This is a genomic window from Bacillus sp. FSL W8-0519 (assembly GCF_038005585.1).
Classification (GTDB): domain Bacteria; phylum Bacillota; class Bacilli; order Bacillales; family Bacillaceae_G; genus Bacillus_A; species Bacillus_A paranthracis.
Genome location: NZ_JBBOTL010000001.1, coordinates 368328 through 386248 on the forward strand (window position 1 = coordinate 368328; position 17921 = coordinate 386248).

Annotated in this window: 16 protein-coding genes and 3 pseudogenes; 14 read left to right on the forward strand and 5 right to left on the reverse strand. The window is 32.3% G+C overall.

Annotation, left to right across the window (positions count from 1 at the left end):
* Nucleotides 1-195: 195 nt before the first annotated feature.
* From NST14_RS01970 to NST14_RS01980, 3 genes are read right to left on the reverse strand one after another with little or no spacing between them, the layout of a single operon-like run.
* Complete coding sequence (locus NST14_RS01970) at nucleotides 196-933, reverse strand: hypothetical protein (protein ID WP_229143078.1); 738 nt, start codon at nucleotides 931-933, stop codon at nucleotides 196-198.
* Nucleotides 930-1121, reverse strand: a complete 192-nt coding sequence (locus NST14_RS01975) for a helix-turn-helix domain-containing protein (RefSeq protein ID WP_229143079.1) — start codon at nucleotides 1119-1121, stop codon at nucleotides 930-932. The genes NST14_RS01970 and NST14_RS01975 overlap by 4 nt, the downstream gene beginning before the upstream one ends.
* The gene (locus NST14_RS01980) at nucleotides 1105-1875 is read right to left on the reverse strand and encodes a rolling circle replication-associated protein (protein WP_229143080.1); all 771 of its coding nucleotides are present in this window, start codon (nucleotides 1873-1875) and stop codon (nucleotides 1105-1107) included. The genes NST14_RS01975 and NST14_RS01980 overlap by 17 nt, the downstream gene beginning before the upstream one ends.
* 355 nt (nucleotides 1876-2230) lie before the next feature.
* On the opposite strand from NST14_RS01980, the gene NST14_RS01985 reads away from it, so the two are divergent.
* From NST14_RS01985 to NST14_RS02015, 7 genes and pseudogenes are all read left to right on the forward strand, one after another.
* Nucleotides 2231-2449 carry a hypothetical protein gene (locus NST14_RS01985; RefSeq protein WP_229143081.1) on the forward strand — a complete coding sequence of 73 codons (219 nt, stop codon included), beginning with the start codon at nucleotides 2231-2233 and terminating at the stop codon, nucleotides 2447-2449.
* Between the two features lie 82 nt (nucleotides 2450-2531).
* Complete coding sequence (locus NST14_RS01990) at nucleotides 2532-2759, forward strand: hypothetical protein (protein WP_229143082.1); 228 nt, start codon at nucleotides 2532-2534, stop codon at nucleotides 2757-2759.
* Between the two features lie 171 nt (nucleotides 2760-2930).
* Nucleotides 2931-4142 (forward strand): FRG domain-containing protein, encoded by a 1212-nt coding sequence (locus NST14_RS01995; protein ID WP_229143083.1) that lies wholly within the window; start codon nucleotides 2931-2933, stop codon nucleotides 4140-4142.
* Nucleotides 4143-4144: 2 nt separating this feature from the next.
* Nucleotides 4145-6145: an AIPR family protein gene (locus NST14_RS02000; protein WP_229143084.1), complete on the forward strand. Its 2001-nt coding sequence runs from the start codon at nucleotides 4145-4147 to the stop codon at nucleotides 6143-6145.
* Nucleotides 6141-6689 (forward strand): annotated as a pseudogene (locus NST14_RS02005) (M48 family metallopeptidase). The gene NST14_RS02000 and the pseudogene NST14_RS02005 overlap by 5 nt, the downstream one beginning before the upstream one ends.
* Nucleotides 6690-7104: 415 nt before the next feature.
* The gene (locus tag NST14_RS02010; RefSeq protein WP_229143085.1) at nucleotides 7105-8508 is read left to right on the forward strand and encodes a hypothetical protein; all 1404 of its coding nucleotides are present in this window, start codon (nucleotides 7105-7107) and stop codon (nucleotides 8506-8508) included.
* A gap of 98 nt (nucleotides 8509-8606) precedes the next feature.
* Nucleotides 8607-8798, forward strand: a complete 192-nt coding sequence (locus NST14_RS02015) for a hypothetical protein (protein WP_229143086.1) — start codon at nucleotides 8607-8609, stop codon at nucleotides 8796-8798.
* Between the two features lie 291 nt (nucleotides 8799-9089).
* On the opposite strand, the gene NST14_RS02020 is transcribed toward NST14_RS02015, so the two are convergent.
* Nucleotides 9090-10310, reverse strand: a complete 1221-nt coding sequence (locus NST14_RS02020; RefSeq protein ID WP_229143087.1) for an SIR2 family protein — start codon at nucleotides 10308-10310, stop codon at nucleotides 9090-9092.
* Nucleotides 10276-11562: a hypothetical protein gene (locus NST14_RS02025; RefSeq protein WP_229143088.1), complete on the reverse strand. Its 1287-nt coding sequence runs from the start codon at nucleotides 11560-11562 to the stop codon at nucleotides 10276-10278. Before NST14_RS02025 ends, NST14_RS02020 begins: the two co-directional genes overlap by 35 nt.
* A gap of 130 nt (nucleotides 11563-11692) precedes the next feature.
* Here NST14_RS02025 and NST14_RS02030 point away from each other — a divergent pair.
* The 7 genes and pseudogenes from NST14_RS02030 to NST14_RS02060 all read left to right on the forward strand — a co-directional run bounded on the left by NST14_RS02030 (nucleotide 11693) and on the right by NST14_RS02060 (nucleotide 17852).
* Nucleotides 11693-12468 (forward strand): annotated as a pseudogene (locus NST14_RS02030) (recombinase family protein).
* 119 nt (nucleotides 12469-12587) lie between these two features.
* A pseudogene (locus NST14_RS02035) lies at nucleotides 12588-13049 on the forward strand (recombinase family protein).
* A gap of 57 nt (nucleotides 13050-13106) precedes the next feature.
* Nucleotides 13107-13292 (forward strand): recombinase family protein, encoded by a 186-nt coding sequence (locus NST14_RS02040; protein ID WP_431093765.1) that lies wholly within the window; start codon nucleotides 13107-13109, stop codon nucleotides 13290-13292.
* Between the two features lie 14 nt (nucleotides 13293-13306).
* On the forward strand, nucleotides 13307-13678 hold the full coding sequence (locus NST14_RS02045) for a hypothetical protein (protein ID WP_229143090.1): 372 nt from the start codon (nucleotides 13307-13309) through the stop codon (nucleotides 13676-13678).
* Between the two features lie 255 nt (nucleotides 13679-13933).
* Nucleotides 13934-14923 (forward strand): tRNA dihydrouridine synthase, encoded by a 990-nt coding sequence (locus NST14_RS02050; RefSeq protein ID WP_000566689.1) that lies wholly within the window; start codon nucleotides 13934-13936, stop codon nucleotides 14921-14923.
* A 314-nt stretch (nucleotides 14924-15237) separates the two neighbouring features.
* On the forward strand, nucleotides 15238-17256 hold the full coding sequence (locus NST14_RS02055; RefSeq protein WP_000947566.1) for a GAF domain-containing sensor histidine kinase: 2019 nt from the start codon (nucleotides 15238-15240) through the stop codon (nucleotides 17254-17256).
* 77 nt (nucleotides 17257-17333) lie between these two features.
* Nucleotides 17334-17852 (forward strand): YehS family protein, encoded by a 519-nt coding sequence (locus NST14_RS02060; RefSeq protein WP_001251709.1) that lies wholly within the window; start codon nucleotides 17334-17336, stop codon nucleotides 17850-17852.
* Nucleotides 17853-17921: the final 69 nt, after the last annotated feature.

Sequence of the window (17921 nt, forward strand, 5' to 3'; positions counted from 1 at the left end):
TTTTCTAAACTTGGTGACTAAGATCAAGTTTTTTTGAACTAGCATATTGGATATCTTAAATGTGCATGCATAATACAAGAAGAACAATGTTAAGAAGTGTTCTACTTACTAATAAAATTCTTTATAAAATAATTAAAACAAGGAGCTCTAATAATGAGTTCCTTGTTTTAAACTTTGGGTAATCTTGCTTGATTTTTAGAAGAATGCCATATCCATTTCTTCTGAGAGAGAAACATAGTTAGACATGGAGTATTCATTTATAGTTACGAATCCACCGATATCATCATAAATCTCAGTAGAGTGGTGTAAAGCCCTTTCAAGCAGTTTATGATGTTTAATAAAAGCTTTAGCATCTTCATTCCAAAGCACAGAAGGTTGCTGGAGGTTGCTATGAAAACTTTTAGGATATGCTCTAAGGGCATTACTCATTAATGATTTTTTATAAGCAACAGTAAAGGTTTTAATTAGTTCATTTGGGAAACATACATCGATATATAACTCGTCTCCCCAGATGTTTGCGAAATATTCTTCTTGCTCCTCTTCAGTCATGTCTTCGTTTGAATGTATCATCAAATCATCAATCTCAATACTTGTAATAAGGTGAATATCTACAGTGTCTTCATTATGATGGGGTGACGGCTCTGCTATAGCTAAATACTTAATCTGTTTATGCCCAGTTGCTTTTTTAAGGCTTTTTATAAAGGAATTCAATCTATTCTGTACGTATTCGTATTCATTTAATGGAATGCTTAGACAGAAGTTTGTGAGTAGACTGTCATCTATGAAGTTGGTTAAGAGTAGTCTCTCGAGATGGGTAATATTACCGTTGATACCATCCTGCTCAAAGTTTAAATTCTCGATTTTCTCTTTTCTTTTGAAATCATAAACGAACACTTTGGAACCGCAATTAACTAATTTTGTTTGTTTTTTCATTTTTGATTGTCTCCTTCCATCCAACTAATTAGAACATTTTTTGATATTTTAATGCGTTTTCCGATGTTTATTACATGAAATTCGCCTGAATGTACCAATTCATAAGCTTGTTTTCTGCCAATGCCAAGTAATCCTTGGATATCTGACACATTTAGCACGTCTGGATAATCTTTAAAGTTCTTGTACATATTTGATTAGCTCCTCTGCATTTTTTACATAGTAATTTTCATATTTGGTTTCTCCGGAAAAAGGAGACTGATAAGTGCCACCGATTATTAAAGTTGACTGGCATTTGTCTAGTTTGCTATAAAACTCTTCGGAACTTTCAATCTCTACGATAATGGGCTTCTTTAGACCGTGCGAATGAAAGTATTTTTTCCTGCCGTTGAGTCTCTCGTCAGTAATTCCTTTTTTGAGATAGTTAGAAATCGTTTCATTTTCGGTAGCATCAGATGTAGTAGTTCTTCTTGACACCCAGCCATATTGCCAAAGCTCTTTTAATTCTTTTAAAGGAATCTCTGTTAGGTTACAAATAATATGATAATGAATTGCTCCTTGACGATTCTTATCTTGGAACTCTGTTACTCCTAAGTATTTAAATTTAGGCAGGTTCTTTTTATTTAAATAACGAGAAAGACGCTTTTTGAAGTAAATAAACTTCTCGTAGCACCCATCAATGTCTGTAATATCCATTTCTTTAGATGAGGCAAAGGTAAGTGTAAGGAATGCATATTGGTTAGGAAAATTGCATTCTAGTAATCTACGAATTTTTTTACGTGCACGATTAGTGCTGATTTTTAAGTTAGTTTCATAATTCTTACTGCTTTGATGCGATAAGGATTTACGTCCACCTAATGAAGTCCTACTTACACACGGTGAGTAGGATTGTTGAGTGACTTCAATGTATTTATTGCTAATGGTAGCTTTCATAGGCTGTTTCATGTTTGTACTCCTTTTATTTCTGTATGATTAATTTGGGACAAATTAATCACTATTTATCAAGTTATTATTAATTGATTATCGTATATGAACTTGTTTACACCGTTGTATTCCTTATTTTTTGTTCATGCTCTTATTATATTTTTAATACTTCCCTGATGTACAATTCACTGTCTCGCTATAGTTATTAGACTAGAATGCCGTGAAGTGATTTGTGGCTTTTTTTTGTGTGTGGTCCTAGAATTACTTCAAATTTCCGCTGATTTCTTTGAATTACTAAGAAATAGGTATTGAATGTAATGCACAACGGGTTTAGGGTGATTATATAAGCTAATCTGTGGACATGGGGAATGATTGGGTGAATGTAACTTTGGACTTAAGAATGGGGATTAATTCACTTAGCATTGATCCTAACAAAGAGAATGGCAATATAGAGCTTTCATTTCAAACTTTGTGTGGAGATGAGATAAGTCTGATTCTTAAGCCAGAGGAGTTGGCAAATTTAGTTGGTGCATTAAAAGTAATTTACGATTCCTACATTATGGATGATTTGGAGAGGCAACCTAAAAAGAAGTAATTGTATTCCTAGAGGATGTACGGTTAAGGGATAATCGTCCTTTTGATGTTAATTTGTTTGTAATGGTCGAAGAGATTCTCAATTGAAAATTAACTCAACAAAAATGTGCCAAAATTTAATGGAAATAGGTATAGCTCCTAGAAAGTCACTAATATGTAGAATGCCTAATATTGATAAGAAATTAGTTAGGCACTTTATAAGAGGTATTTTTGATGGAATGGTTGTTTATCATATCATTAGAGAAAAGAAAGAAATTCGTTATCCTGGCCTTTCAATATATATGGGAGTAAGCAGTTTCTTTTTTTATTAAGAAAGTAAATATATGTATTTTGTGTATACGGTGAAATTTTTTACCATTTATTAGACTAAAGTGGTCTAATTGGAACTACTCTATTTTATATAAATATATAATCAATTAAGGTAATTTACGGTACAATCAAAGATGACAGGTAATGATTTTTATAAGAAGGAGTATGAGTACATGTACATCGCAAATAATATCTCAGAATATATTTCGTTAATTTCAATGCTTACACAAAATACCGATGCGTATGTTTACCGAGGTGAAAATAAGATTTTTTCTACTTCATGTGTCCCAAATATTTTTAGGGAGCACCGCAGACTGTCGAACTTTAACTTTGAGAAAAATATTTTAAATAAAATTCGTTCAGAAGGTTTAGATGGTAACCAATCCTATTTATTAACAGCTATTGAAGCACAACATGGCGGGTTTCCCAGTCGTCTGCTTGACATCTCTTATAATTCTTTAATTGCATTACATTTTGCGGTGACCCCTTTTTATAATCGTCTTGAACATGAGGAAGATAGTGAACCTGGACAAGTTGTGATCATTAAGGTAGAGGATATGCTTTCGCCATCTTCTGTTGAACTAGAAGAACTGTATGCAAATGAGCTTCTAAATACTAATTCGCTTAAAAATAGGCTAATGTTGCTAGCACATCAACATAAAATGGTTGATTACTATAGTAAAAACCAAAGAATTAAAGCGCAACAGGGTGGCTTTATTATTTTTTACGGTAATGAATTTCGTCCATTACCTGACTATAAGCTACAACGTATAAAGATTCCAAGTACCGCTAAGAGCAAGATTCGTAATGAGTTAAAACGTTTATTTGGTATCTCTAATGCATATGTTTATCCAGAGTCAAATAACTTAGTTGCAAGTATTATCAGTTCAACGGATCTTTATGCAAACTTTGATACATTTGACAATAAGGCTGAAATCGAAAAAGTACTTCGTAACTTTGATCGTAACTTGAATTATTATTTATGTGAAATATTAGAATCACGTGATGAATTAAAAGAAATAGGGAGACTAATTGATAAAAAAGATAGTGAATCACTCAAAGAATATCTTAAAAAGCGAGGTATTGACAATAGTAATATATCTACTAAAAAACTATTAGATGAACTACGAAAACAGTTGGTAGAGCAGGTTATTAAATTTGAATGCTATATTTATGATTTTTATTTAGATTTTGTGCAATCAAAAGAACTCCTGGAAAAGGATAATATAGAAGAAGACCAGAAGGAACTGCTATTCTTTACAGAAATAGAGAAAATATTAAAAAATACAGTAGAACAAGCGTGTAATAATGTTAACGTAATTTTACAAGGTACTGAAATTACGTTAACACCGTATAAAAAAATAATTAATGGAAAGGAAGAATAAACGTGAATTTAATTCAGCAAATGGAGAAAATAATTCTGTTTCAAGTAAATGAAGCAGGACTTGATGAATCAACTGTTGATATTGAAAATAAAGTTAAGAATTTAATTACTGAATATGAGTGTAAATTCAAAAAAACTAGATTAACAAATGATTTTTTTATATTATCTAACGGAGATCTTTCATTGAATTATGAAGATGATGAAATTAAAGGGGGCGATAAGAAAAACTCTTCTATATTATTTATATTTTGTTATGCTAATGAAGGCTTTAGTGAAGGGAATATAGAAAAAGTTCTTAAGAAAATTAAGGAGATTATTGTAGAGGATAAAACGCCTAATCCAATTGTCAAGTTATTCTTTATCTCTAAAAATTTAAAAACAGCTATTTGCTCGCAAAAATCTTTAGAAGATCAAGATATTAGGGGAAAAGTATTGCAGTTTATGAAAGATAAAATGGGTAAATATTATAAAAGAGATATTACAGCTACTTTTGACTATCTTGAGTCAGTAGAGCGAATTCAAAATAGCCAAATAGGTGTATTAAGCCGTACACGAGCCACACAATCCAAGTCATTAAACAATCCTGCGGCAGAAGGGTACGTTTTTTCAGCGAATTTATTTGATTTGGTTGAGCTTTATAATAAAAAAGGGAAAACTTTATTTTTAAAAAATATTCGTTATGGCATAGCTGATGAGTTAGATGTTGATTCAGCAATTAATGAAACATTAATGAAGAGACCAGAAGAATTTTGGTATTTAAACAATGGGATTACATTGATTCTTGAAAAAAACAATCTGAATTTGCAAAACTATGAGATGATCGGTTTATCTGATGCAGAAGAAAAATCGAATGGAATCCAACTTACAGTAATTAATGGGGCACAAACATTGAATTCTGCTGCGAAGTTTTTCTATAAAGAAGAGAGTCAGAAACATGCAAGGGAACATGCTTTTGTCATGCTAAAAGTAATTGAGATTACAAGTAATAAAACAGAAGCTGTTGATGATGTTATCGATAAAATTACTATTTCTCTTAATCGACAAAAGCCTATTATAGCAGATGATATTGCATTTACCTTACCTGTTGTTAAGCATATTAACAATTTAAGAGAAAAAGTTAATATAAATAAATCTAAGAACGAGAGAAAAGCTCAAGAAAATGAACAAACTAAAGTGGATATTAACACTGTAGAATATGAGCAGACACGAATTGAATTTGATGCCAAAAATGAGATAGCGTCAGCAAAGGAAGAGGAAGTAATAACAGAAGAGAAAAATGAACAAGAGCAATCTAAGAAACAAGAGGAAGATTTATCAGATTATGTATTCTCGATTGTACGAAGAGGAGATGTTTCATCTATAAAAAATAAACGGTATACACTAAAGGTACTACCTCGTATTTTATATGCGTTATTATTAGATCAACCTGGTACAGCTAGAAATGCAAGTAATAAAGTATTAATTGATATTAACGACAAAGGAGATCATTTCAAAAAAGAAGAATTATTCCCTACAATTCAAAATGACTATCAAAATGATGATCAGAATGACGATGAGAAATTTAAGGATGTTTTTGTGAAAAATTATAAACCTGTAAACTTTGCGATGGCTTTATTTGAAGTGATTGATATGTATTCAACAAATAAAGAGGTTGAAAATAAGATTAAAGAAAAGAAAAAAGATCAGGAAGGTAAAACAGAATCCAAAGGATGGGGGGAATGTATAAATAAATATGGGAAATACTTAATTATTTATTCAGTTGTAAAAGCGTTAAAAGAGGGTGAAACTTTTGAAAAATGGACTTATAAGGCTGGTGATGTCAAAGGTTTTTCAGATGAAAAGTATATAGAAATTATTACGATATTAGCAAATTCATGGGATAAGTCGGTGACAGATAGTGGGAAATGGGATTCAAATGCATTTAAAATAGATGGAAATATTATTAAAACATATACTGACTGTAAAGATCGTATTAAAGATATTCTAAATTTTGTAGCAGATTAATATAATCCAGTTGCTAGAGGAGAAATGGAATTGGATTCAGAAAACACGCAAAGAAATGAATGAGAGAATGCTTGGACCACAAGAGAAGGCCTATGATCAAGGGGAGAGTTTTCTGTATTTAGGGAATACATATCCCATACAGATCTCTCAAGATGCAAGTATTTAACAAGACCATGCAGTGTTTGAAGGGGATAAGCTACATATATATGTGAAAGAGCTTGAGGGCGAGAAAGTTAAACAAGCTTTAAAACGATTTTATTATAAGCAGTGTAAAGCGTTAGTAGAGAAGAGTATCAAATCCTATTAAAGCAACTTTAAAACGAAGCCGCGTTCAATTCGTATTTCAGATAGTAGCCGTACATGGGGAACCTGTGATTCAAAGTTGTAGTTAACATTTAATTGGAATCTGGCAATGGCACCACTGAGGGCGATCGACTATGTAGTCGTTCATGAAATGTGCCATATGGTCCATCAAAATCATGATCGATCCTTTTGGTGTCTTGTTGGGAAAATAACGCCTGATTATAAGGAACTGGAAAACTGATTAGCATTATCAAGCTGGAAAATGACTGTTTAGCAGTGATATCGTTGGAGCGATTACTATTGTACTACAGTTTTAGTTTATAATTGCTTCTTCTCTTATAACTGAACTCACAAACATCCCATTGCATTGCTGCATATACTCTAGACACGTAGATGCACTATTCTTAAGGAGAAATAGTGAGCAACAGGCCTTATGGGGATATAGAGGGGATCCTATTTTAATTCTGTAAGGTATTCAATTTAAAAAAGGCTGATTATTCTATAAATATCGAAAGATCCCCTAATATTATCATAAGAAATCTTTTAAAATTAATATGATTTGAGAGGGAAATAATACCAAGTGCTATTATTACCAAACTAGCCACTTCAAAAGATTTAGACAAATTTTATGATCAGAAGGAGATTGAGGTAAAATTATGAAACAAGCAGTTTCATTTTCATTTATTTGCAATAAAAATTCAATAAATAATCGAGAGGATTATCTTAATGAACTAATCAAGCAAATTGAACAAACCCTTCAGTTTGAAATATCAGATTTTGATTATGATAAGGATTTTGATGGATTCTTATTAACACTTAACAAGAACGCCAAGGAGTATCTAGTAGACTTTTCTTTCCGTACATATAGCAGTTTACAGCTAAGGGTGCAAATACATACTGAATTTGAAGGGAACTCAATAGGATTCGAACAAAACATTCATGATTTAAAGTACAAGATAAAAAACTTAATTATCAGAGATTGGGAGGAATGCATTTGGTTTGAAGATGAGCAATCAACGGCCTTATGTAACGAGCTCTATTCAAATATAAATAGTATAGAAAATAAGTTTCGTAATTTTATTAACGAAGTTTTAGCAAAAGTCTTCGGTAGTAATTGGTGGGCTAAAATCGCGCCGAATAGTTTAAAAACCAAATTTGAAAAAAGAATTAAACAGTATAGAAAAGATATAACCGAATTCAATAATGTTAATATTTACCTTTTGGGTCTTGATATAGATGATTTATTAAAAGTAATTAATATATCAATAGAAAAATGGAATCCATCATATGATGTAAAAATTGAGGAAGCAATAATTAATAATGAACCAGAAAGGCTACTTACGTTCATAAAAAATCAGATGGTTGTTGAAAAGAAACTTTGGACAGATATATTTGAAAAATTTATAGAAGACGCTGACTTTTTAACTAAATGGAGAAATTTTACTGATTATAGAAATCATGTTGCACATAATAAATTATTAGATTTATCTCTCTACAATGAGATAAAATCTCTTAGTGAGAATATTAATGAAATCTTGGATAATGCAATACGAAAATATAATAGAGATCCTCAAAACCTTTCAGCCGAAGAGATAGCCCAATTACAAAAAGTCTATTCGGAGCAATATTATAGTGCAGTTGAAGCTGATACTGGGTATAAGGAACCTAATGAACAAACAGTTTTAAATCAATACGAAAATGTAATTGACCCTCTGTTAGATGACATTATTGAAAGACTAGAATTTATGGATATTTACTATTGTCGAAACAGTTTGAAGATTGACACGGAGGTAACTCTCTTGGAATTTACTGAATCTGTATCAACTGATGTAATAGCAATTGACTCCATTTCATATTGTGATGGAGGTTTTGGAGAATCAAGTAGTTTAACTTTAAGTTTAAAAAAGAATAATTTTATAATTTGTGAATATGTTCTTGATTTAAAGCATCCAACTATAGAAGAGAAAGAACAAACCTTTGAATTACTGACTGACTATCATATGGATTATCCAGAGAATTTCCCAGAAGAGTTTTTTGCTCAATTCCTTGAGTTAATATAATTATATAACCGAATTTAGATTTGACCTTTCTTTTAGGAAGGTCTTTGTACCTCTTTATAGTGCTTAAAAAACCTTCTGGCATATTGGAAGGTTTTTAATTGAAAGATGAAATGCAAGAATTGGTCAGAAAGAGGTTAACCGGAATTACCGAAGAGGAGTTCTTAACTACAGCTATAAACTTAACAAATGAACTTGTTGAAAAAGTGGATTGGAAACTACTTGAGAAAAATCCGAAATCAGTTAAAAACAGATTACTAATACTTGTTCTCACCCAGTTTTCAACCATGTAATGATATGAAGGGTTTTCAAAAAGGTAAGTTTATGAATTACTTTACTTAAAGTAATGGGGATTTTAACCCAATAAGTAATAAAATAAAAGAGCCTAAAATATGCAAATTTTTATACGTTATTCTTGTGTTTTAGCACTTTTTGCATTCCATTTATAAAAGATACTGCTATTAATAGAATTTTCAATTGCGAATTATTAAAAATTTCATTTTAAAAGTTATAGATTCTATATTTCTAATGGAGTTAAAAGGGATATAGAGAATAAATAATAAAGAGCGCTTATAATAAGCGCTCTAATGTAATTCTTCTAAAACTGTTTTTATAGCTTTTACAAAATCATGTTTCTTAGTTTTATCTACATTTATGCCTATTGGTATTAAATTTCTTTGTAATAATTCTTCAGAATCAAAAGGATGTAAATTTGGAATTATAATAAAATGTTCGCCTTTTATTTGTGCGAAAATCTTATCATAAAGGTCTTTAAAATACTCATCATTAAATGAAAAACCAATAAATAATAATGTTTTGTTACTCATAACTCCATTGAGAACAGATTTTATTTTCTCCGCTGCATAGAGCTTATCATAATCATCTTTTGTGACTATCATTGAATTAGGCATTTCTACATTACCATGAAGGTGAATTACTTTTTGTGAATCGTCCCCCATTAAATCCTGTAAATCATCAACATTTTCTAATATTTGTGGGAGTATAAATTCACCAGTATAGTCTCTCAAATAATCAGATACTATGTTATCGTAATTGGTAGTAAGAATAAATTGTGTATCTAATTTTAAAATATCTAAGATGTTATGGTTATTACTATTAGTCTCCTTAATATAGCGAGATTTAATAATATCTCTAATATCTTTTTTTATTAATTGTTCAGTTTTATATAACCCAGAGTAGATTTTTAAAAAGCTTAAAGCCTTGAGATAATTCCCGCGCTTTATTAAATCTCTATATTTTTCTTGATTCGAGTCTACAAGACCTTTATCTAATTCAAAGAGTAAATCGCCCCAACTAGGTAAATTAAAAGGAATTGATACTCCTGCACCAAGAAAAGGAATCAGTTTATCAGTACGATTTTTTAATCTATCTAAGTTACTTCGAAAATCCTCTATTAGATATTTTTTTAAATTTTCTTTTTTATGTTCTCCGATTATTTCTAAAAAGTTGGAGTTTAACATATAAGTTTCATTTATTATATGATTTTCTGAATCAGCTAAATTTCCACCACAGTGTTTGCAAGTTTCATTGATACTAACGGCAAAATCAATTGAATCTGTAATTTCACAATCGTAGGAAATGTACTTTGAAATAAATCTTGTTCGCAATAATTCATTAAGAATAATATCAAGTTCAGGTATTTCGAAGTCATAATGTACCAAGCGTTCTTTGGGGAAAATTTCAGATTTTACAACTTCAGCTAAGGTGTTTAACTTTTCGAGTACCTCGTCTTCACTTATATGTAGTTTATTACTCACGGTATGAATTAACTGTTCTAATAACATAATGAATTACCTCCTTATTTAGGGGTCTGCCGGCAAGGAAAACTATTCTAAATTGTTTGCTTGTAGAATAGATTGTTGTTTGAATCACATCTATATCTGCTTCATCAATAAAATTATAGTCGGTAAACCAGGAAATTGACCAGTTATCTAATCCTAATGCCTGTTCAAAACTGAAATAGAGACTATGGAACATGTCAGAGGCTGAAACAGGGTATTTAGAATTAGATGATTGAGTGGAGCTTCTACCGGATTTACTAGAAGTGAAATTAATACGGGTAGGATATCCAACAAGTCTATCCTTTTTTGCTTTTTTTACTAAAGCAATAGGTTCAATTTTATATTCAATATAATAAGATAGTAATAAAGAACTTATATTCTTTCTTAAATCCCTCTTGTCTGTCGCCTTAAGACTCTCCTTTTTATTAAATAAGGCATTATTTAATTTTTTAACACTATCTTTAACTGTGTTATCTGTCTGGGAATGTAAACTTTGCCGTATATCCTGTAATAGACGGTCATCTAGTTCTTTACAAAATTTATACATACCTAGGCGATCATCTTTGACTTTAGGCTCTTGTAAAGATAAACCAAGGGTATTAAGAATTGCTCGATAAGAGTGTTTGCGAATTTGGTGAATAGTCGTAGCTGTATCTGAATCTTCTTTTGTTAAACCTACAACATTTTTAACCATGGTTAAAGCAAGGTTATTTAGAAAATCAAGTTCAATTCCTGCGATGAAATACGTCGGGCTTTTTGTACCTTGCGGGACTACTTCAACAAATAAAAATCTAGCATTAGTTACTATACCATTACTCTCGGTATAATCAAGTCCTGCGATGAAAGTACTATTAGGGATAGTTATATTTAAAACATCCATTAAATAAAACCCATTTTCACTCATTTGTTTATGAAATGTGTGAGGAATAGATCCACTAATATTAATTTCTTCTATTAAGCGTTTTATATTTTTTTTAAAAGAAGTAACTTCTAGGTTCGGATGTGAAGAAATTTTTTCAACAAAAATGTTTTTGAGATGACTATATAGAATATTTTCGAAGAAAATTTTCCCTGCTTCTTCAGACTGATTAGGGAAATTTTCCATCAGGTGAGTGTAATATTTTGGGAAATCAAGATTTTGTATTTCTTCAGGAATAGTATACGTTGATGAAGCATCCTTTTTAAAATTTTCTACATCTATGAAATCAAGAAATTTATATCCATTAAAAACATACATAGCATTTGCAACTTCCATTTTAAGTCCCCCTTAACTACTAAATTATAGCATAATGTAAAATGTTTTTATTAAGTTAAATCTTTAATAAAGACATATAAATCAAGTTATAACGTTAATTTTAAATATCGTTACAATAGGGGGATTTTATATGAATGTTATTGGTTATGTCAGGGTATCAACTCAAGGTCAGGCGAAGGAAGGTTATAGTACTTTATACCAACAAGATGAGATAAGGAATTTTTGTAAGGAAAATAATTGGACTCTAATTGATATATACAGTGGCCTTGGAATTAGTGGTGCGAAAGTAGATGAAGAAGCCATGGAAGTAGAAAGAGAAGGATTCCAAAATATGCTTTCGATGCTCCAAACCAAGAAAGTAGACTATGTAGTTGTGCTGAATACGAACCGTTTATGGCGTTCTGATATCGTAAAAGTATTGGTACATCGTGAATTTAATAAAAATAAGGTCGATGTGAAAAGTATCGAACAATCTAATTATAGTATCTATAAGAAAGATCCAAATGATTTTTTAATTAATGGATTAATGGAATTGTTAGACCAATATCAAAGATTAGAAATTGCACTTAAGCTAGGTCGTGGTCGCAATAAGAAAGCTCAAGAAGGTGGATATGGAGGAAGGGCTGCTTTTGGTTATATAAAGGCTAGGAAAGGCAAAAAGTACATTGAGATTGACGATAAGAAGGCGGAAATTGTACAACGTGTATTTAACTTAAGAGAGGTATATCCTAAGTGGTCATTAACTGATTTAGCCAATGAATTAAATAATGAGGGGTTTACTACTGCAAAAGGAAAAAAATTACGAAAGTAAAAGTTAGGCGAATTCTGGATAGAAAATCTTTTTATCAGGGAATGTATAGTTATAGAAATATAAACGTAAAAGGGAAACATGAACCTATTATTTAGAAATTAAGAGGATGAGGAATTTGAAAAAGGAAGAAATGGGCTCAATTAATAGAAATATTAGGGATAATTATAACTGAAAATTCAGATATAATCATCCCTAATTAATCGGGGGAAGAAATATGAATCGTAATAAGGATAAAGTTGCAATCTACATTAGAGTATCAACAGATGAACAGGCCAATGAAGGTTTCTCACTACAAGCTCAAGAAGATCATTTAAGACTATATGCCAAAGCTAAAGGTTACGAGGTATATGATATTTATAGTGACAAGGGTTATTCGGGTAAGGATTATAATCGTCCTGAAATACAAAGTTTATTTAAAGACCTTTCTCAAGAGAAATTTAAAGGTATTTTGGTTAAGTCCGTTGACCGAATATCTAGAAAAGTAAGTGATGTTACTAAATGAATAGACGATGTTCTTGTGCCAAGAAAAAGCTATATAGTAATAAGTGATAATAATCTAGATAGTTCTACAACCGGAGGAACTGCATTTATTCAACTTTTAGCTACGTTTGCTCAATATGAGCGTTCAATGATTGTGCAGAGGGTGAAAGCTGGTATGTCTAAACGAGCAGAGTAAGGATATTAGAACGGGGGACGCGTACTTGGGTATGACGTTAAGAATAAAAAGCTAGAAGTGAATGAAGCAGAAGCAGATATTGTGCGGAAGATATTTCATTTAAGGGCTGAGGGGAAGGGATATAAATCGATTGCTATTATTCTAAATCAACAATGTTTTAAAACAAAAAGAGGAAGGTTATTTAGCATATGTACAATTAAAACGATTTTAGAGAACCCACTATATATTGGATTCTTTAGATAGGGATGGCATAAAAATTGGAGCGTGGAAAGAAGAAAAATGAAGAGTTAAAAAGAGGGAAATATCGTCTAAATAAACTAAATAAGGATTATCTTGATGAGAAAATTCGAGTAGAAGAATATGCAGAATTATACGAACAGTTAAGAAAAGAGATAGGTGAACTAGAAAGTGAAAAAAATAAATTAGATAGAAAAATTGAAAGTGCAGAAGTACCGATTACTAAAGAAATAATTATAAGCGCACTTGAAAATTTCACTGATCTATATGAAAATGCTACTTATGAACAAAAAAAGTTTCTATTGAGAGCGATAATTAAGAAAATAGAGGTTCAACCTAATCGTAAAGAAATAAAGGGAATAACCTATTGGTTTGATTGTGATAATGGTTAAGATACCGCTTTACTAGTTATTAAAGAGGGGAGAACCGTACTATAAGTAAAATATTCATATTAATATTAGGTGGACACTACTACATCAACATTATTATATTTTATCTACGCTCAGCACACCAGTCACGTAGAGTGTGTAGCTTGGCTTAAGTTGGTATAATAGGAAAGCAGTTGATATAGGAAAATCTATACCATCTGCTTTTTGGTTTATTGAGAGTTTGAAATTGTATTCATAGTGAGAGGATTTGAATTTGAAATGATAGATAATTTTTGGCGTGATTTACCACGACCATTTTTCGTACTTGCACCAATGGAAGATGTGACAGACGTTGTTTTCCGTCACGTAGTAAGTGAAGCTGGTCGTCCAGATGTATTCTTCACAGAGTTCACAAACTCAGATAGCTATTGTCATCCAGAAGGTATGAAAAGCGTACGTGGTCGTTTAATTTTTACAGAAGATGAACAGCCAATGGTGGCACATATTTGGGGAGATAATCCTGAATATTTCCGTCAAATGAGTATTGGTATGGCAGAGTTAGGATTTAAAGGCATCGATATTAATATGGGTTGCCCTGTGCCAAACGTAGCATCAAGAGGAAAAGGTAGTGGCCTTATCTTGCGTCCAGACGTTGCGGCAGAACTTATTCAAGCTGCAAAAGCGGGCGGATTACCTGTCAGCGTAAAAACAAGACTTGGCTTTAAAGAGTTAAGCGAGTGGGAAGATTGGTTAACGCACATTTTTAAACAAGATATTGCAAACCTTTCTATTCACTTACGTACAAGAGAAGAGATGAGCCAAGTAGATGCACACTGGGAGCTAATTCCGGAGATTAAAAAATTACGTGATCGTATTGCACCAAATACGCTCCTAACGATAAACGGAGACATTCCTGACCGTAAAACTGGGCTGGAACTTGCTGAAAAATACGGCATTGATGGCGTAATGATTGGACGAGGAATCTTTAAAAATCCATTTGCTTTCGAAAAAGAACCAAGAGAGCATAGCAGTAAAGAACATCTAGATCTTTTAAGACTACAACTTGATCTTCAAGATCAATATGCAGAAGTATTACCAAGATCCATAACAGGATTACATCGCTTCTTCAAAATTTATGTAAAAGGCTTCCCTGGGGCTGCTGAACTACGAAATCAATTGATGAGCACGAAGTCAACGGATGAAGTACGCGCATTGCTTAATAAGTTTGAGGCGAGTGTTAGTGAGACACAGGGTAGTGAAACGGTGTAACTTTTGAAAGTTAGAGGGATGGAGTGTAGTAATTTTATTAGTGTAAGGTGAACCGTATCAGAAGTAAGTGAGGTATTCTATATAAAACAAGGGTAAGAAAAGAATACAGGAGAAAATGGTAGGTTGATCTTGATTTTCACTGATATTAGCATGTTTATTTTATCCCGCTATTTGCAGGCAGTAAAACTCCCACCTCAAAATTCTGCTAGTGCAAAGGGGTTAGGTTGGATTCAGGCTGATAATAAGTGGGGGATGAATCACCCCTCACTTATTAAAGTTGCACTTTATTACGCCTATAATTGGAGGCTATGCAAATGTTAAGTGATCAAACGAGATATTCTAGGCTCGCGAATATAACCAAAATAATAAATACAAAATTAGAACTACGTGAAGTATTGCAGCGTGTAACAATGGCGATATCAGAGGAGATTGTTAGGTGTGACGCTGTTGGAATTTATTTACCTGAAGAAGATGGAACATTTAGAGGGTTTGCAGGAAAACCAGAGACCATAAATGGCGTAATGCTCGATACTCAAGTAATTGACCCTGAAGTAGACTTACTGGCAAAAGAAGTTATTGAAACTAAAAAAACCATCTATATTCCTGATACCTCAAAGGATCATCGACCGGATCCGAGACCAGTCGATGCGTTCAAAATTAAGTCTTTATTAGCTCTGCCTATCTCATTTGGGCAAGAGTTATTTGGTCTTGTTTTTTTATTTGATTATGGAGTTCCAATGAACTTAACAGATTCAGAAATTCAAAGTGTTGAAGCTTATGTAAACATGGCGGCGGTCGCCATTCAAAACGCAAAAAATTTAACCCAAAAAGAAAATCTTATTGCCGAGAAGCAGCTGTTACTAAATGTTACCCGTGATTTATCAATGTGTTCCTCAATACAGGAGAGTTTTGATAAATGCTTTTTTTACTTAGGACAGATTTTAGAGAGTAAAAACATGGCTGCCCACCTTTTAGATCCGCTAGACAAAACAACGATTAAGACAACGAAGTTAAGCTCGGGCTGTGATTGGATAGAAGCAGATTGGATGGAGAAAAGCTATGAAGCCAAGATTCAAGAGATTATTCGAACAAAACATATAGATAGTAAGGGTTTACTGATGATGCCATTGGTTTCAATGGGAGAAGTATTAGGGGTAATCGTCGTTGGCAAAGAGGAAAAAACTCATAATTACGATGATTCCCGAATTCAACTGGCAAAATCTATCGTTGATGCCACAGCTCCTACGTTTTCAAACTTGTTATATATGGATCAACTTGAAAGCATGGTGGAAGAACGAACGAGAGAACTGGCTGCTGCTAATGAAAAAGTCACAAGTGTGATTGAAAGTATTACGGATGGATTCTTGACTTTGAATAATAAATGGGAATTTACTTATGTAAATAAACATCAACATTTCCCACAAAGAAAAACAGCAAAAGACGTATTAGGTAAGAATATATGGGAGGTCTTCCCAAGTAGCGTAGATACAGTTATATATAAGGAGCTTCATCGTGTAATGTCAGAGCGAACTACAGTTCATTTTGAATTTTTTTCTACCTCTGATGAATATTGGCATGAAGTTATTGCATATCCGTATGATGATGGTATTTGTTGTATTTGTAAAAACATAACAGAAAAAAAACAATATGAGCAGGAATTGAAAAGGTTATCCAACATAGAGTTAATAGGGCAAATGGCAGCAGGTATCAGCCACGAGATTAGAAATCCAATGACAACAATACGAGGATTTTTGCAGTTATTAAAAGAAGAGAATAACTATGAGAAACATAATAACTACTTTAATTTAATGGTTGAAGAACTTGACCGTGCCAATTCTATTATTACTGAATTTCTCTCAATAGGTAATACAAAGAAATCAGATTTGCAGATGTTAGATTTAAACTCAATTATCCACGATATTATTCCTTTAATAAAGATAGATACGCATAATCAAAATAAATATATTCAAGTCGATACAAATGACGTTCCAGCATTACTTTTAAATCGTAATGAGATACGGCAATTATTAATGAACCTATACCGTAATGGCTTAGAAGCGATGAGTACAGGGAAAACTCTAACCATTAGCACCTATAAGGAAGGGCAAAATTGTGTGGTGCTTGCAGTGCGGGATGAAGGGAAAGGTATCAGCCCTGAAGTATTAGAGAAACTGGGGACTCCATTTTACACAACCAAAGATAATGGAACTGGATTGGGATTAGGCGTATGTTATGCCATTGCTACCCGTCATAATGCAAAAATAGAAATTCAAACAGGATCGGAAGGCACTACCTTTTTTGTTAAATTTAATTATGAAAATAATAAAAACTAATCTTATTTAGATTAGTTACGGTAAACTGTATTACAAATAAAAAGTTAAAAATAATCAACATTTCAGGAGGAAACCCAATGGCAATGAGCAACAACGATATATTAAAAAGAGTAAGATATGCTTTAGATATAAAAGATATAGATATGGTAGAAATTTTTAAACTTGGCGGAATGGAAGTAACGAAAGAAGACGTAGTTGATATGCTTACAAAAATAAAGAGAGCGCCTCAGCATGAACCTGAAAACCCTGATGTGGAAGAAGATGAGTACGTAAAAACATGCGATATGATGATGTTAGAGGCATTTTTAAATGGATTTATTACTTTAAAAAGAGGTAAGCAAGATCCGAAACCAGGGCAACCGGCACCTGTACAAAGCAAAGAAAGTGCGAATAACCTTCTTCTAAAGAAAATGAAAATAGCACTATCTTTAACGAGTGAGGATGTACTTGATATATTAGATAGCGTAGGCGTTACGGTGACTAAGGGAGAACTAGGCGCTCTATTAAGAAAAAAAGGCCATAAAAATTACAAAGAGTGCGGCGATAGATACGCAAGGAATTTCATTAAAGGATTAGCTGTAAAGTATAGAGGATAATGATTCCGTTAAAGCGGTAAATGATATAATAGGTAGAGTAGGACGTTTGTATCCTACTCCTTTTTATTT

Excerpts from the sequence above, each read along its gene's own strand:
- NST14_RS01970 (WP_229143078.1), bottom strand. The coding sequence starts at position 933 with ATGAAAAAACAAACAAAATTAGTTAATTGCGGTTCCAAAGTGTTCGTT.
- NST14_RS01975 (WP_229143079.1), bottom strand. The coding sequence starts at position 1,121 with ATGTACAAGAACTTTAAAGATTATCCAGACGTGCTAAATGTGTCAGAT.
- NST14_RS01980 (WP_229143080.1), bottom strand. The coding sequence starts at position 1,875 with ATGAAACAGCCTATGAAAGCTACCATTAGCAATAAATACATTGAAGTC.
- NST14_RS01995 (WP_229143083.1), top strand. The coding sequence starts at position 2,931 with ATGTACATCGCAAATAATATCTCAGAATATATTTCGTTAATTTCAATG.
- NST14_RS02010 (WP_229143085.1), top strand. The coding sequence starts at position 7,105 with ATGAAACAAGCAGTTTCATTTTCATTTATTTGCAATAAAAATTCAATA.
- NST14_RS02020 (WP_229143087.1), bottom strand. The coding sequence starts at position 10,310 with ATGTTATTAGAACAGTTAATTCATACCGTGAGTAATAAACTACATATA.
- NST14_RS02025 (WP_229143088.1), bottom strand. The coding sequence starts at position 11,562 with ATGGAAGTTGCAAATGCTATGTATGTTTTTAATGGATATAAATTTCTT.
- NST14_RS02050 (WP_000566689.1), top strand. The coding sequence starts at position 13,934 with ATGATAGATAATTTTTGGCGTGATTTACCACGACCATTTTTCGTACTT.
- NST14_RS02055 (WP_000947566.1), top strand. The coding sequence starts at position 15,238 with ATGTTAAGTGATCAAACGAGATATTCTAGGCTCGCGAATATAACCAAA.
- NST14_RS02060 (WP_001251709.1), top strand. The coding sequence starts at position 17,334 with ATGGCAATGAGCAACAACGATATATTAAAAAGAGTAAGATATGCTTTA.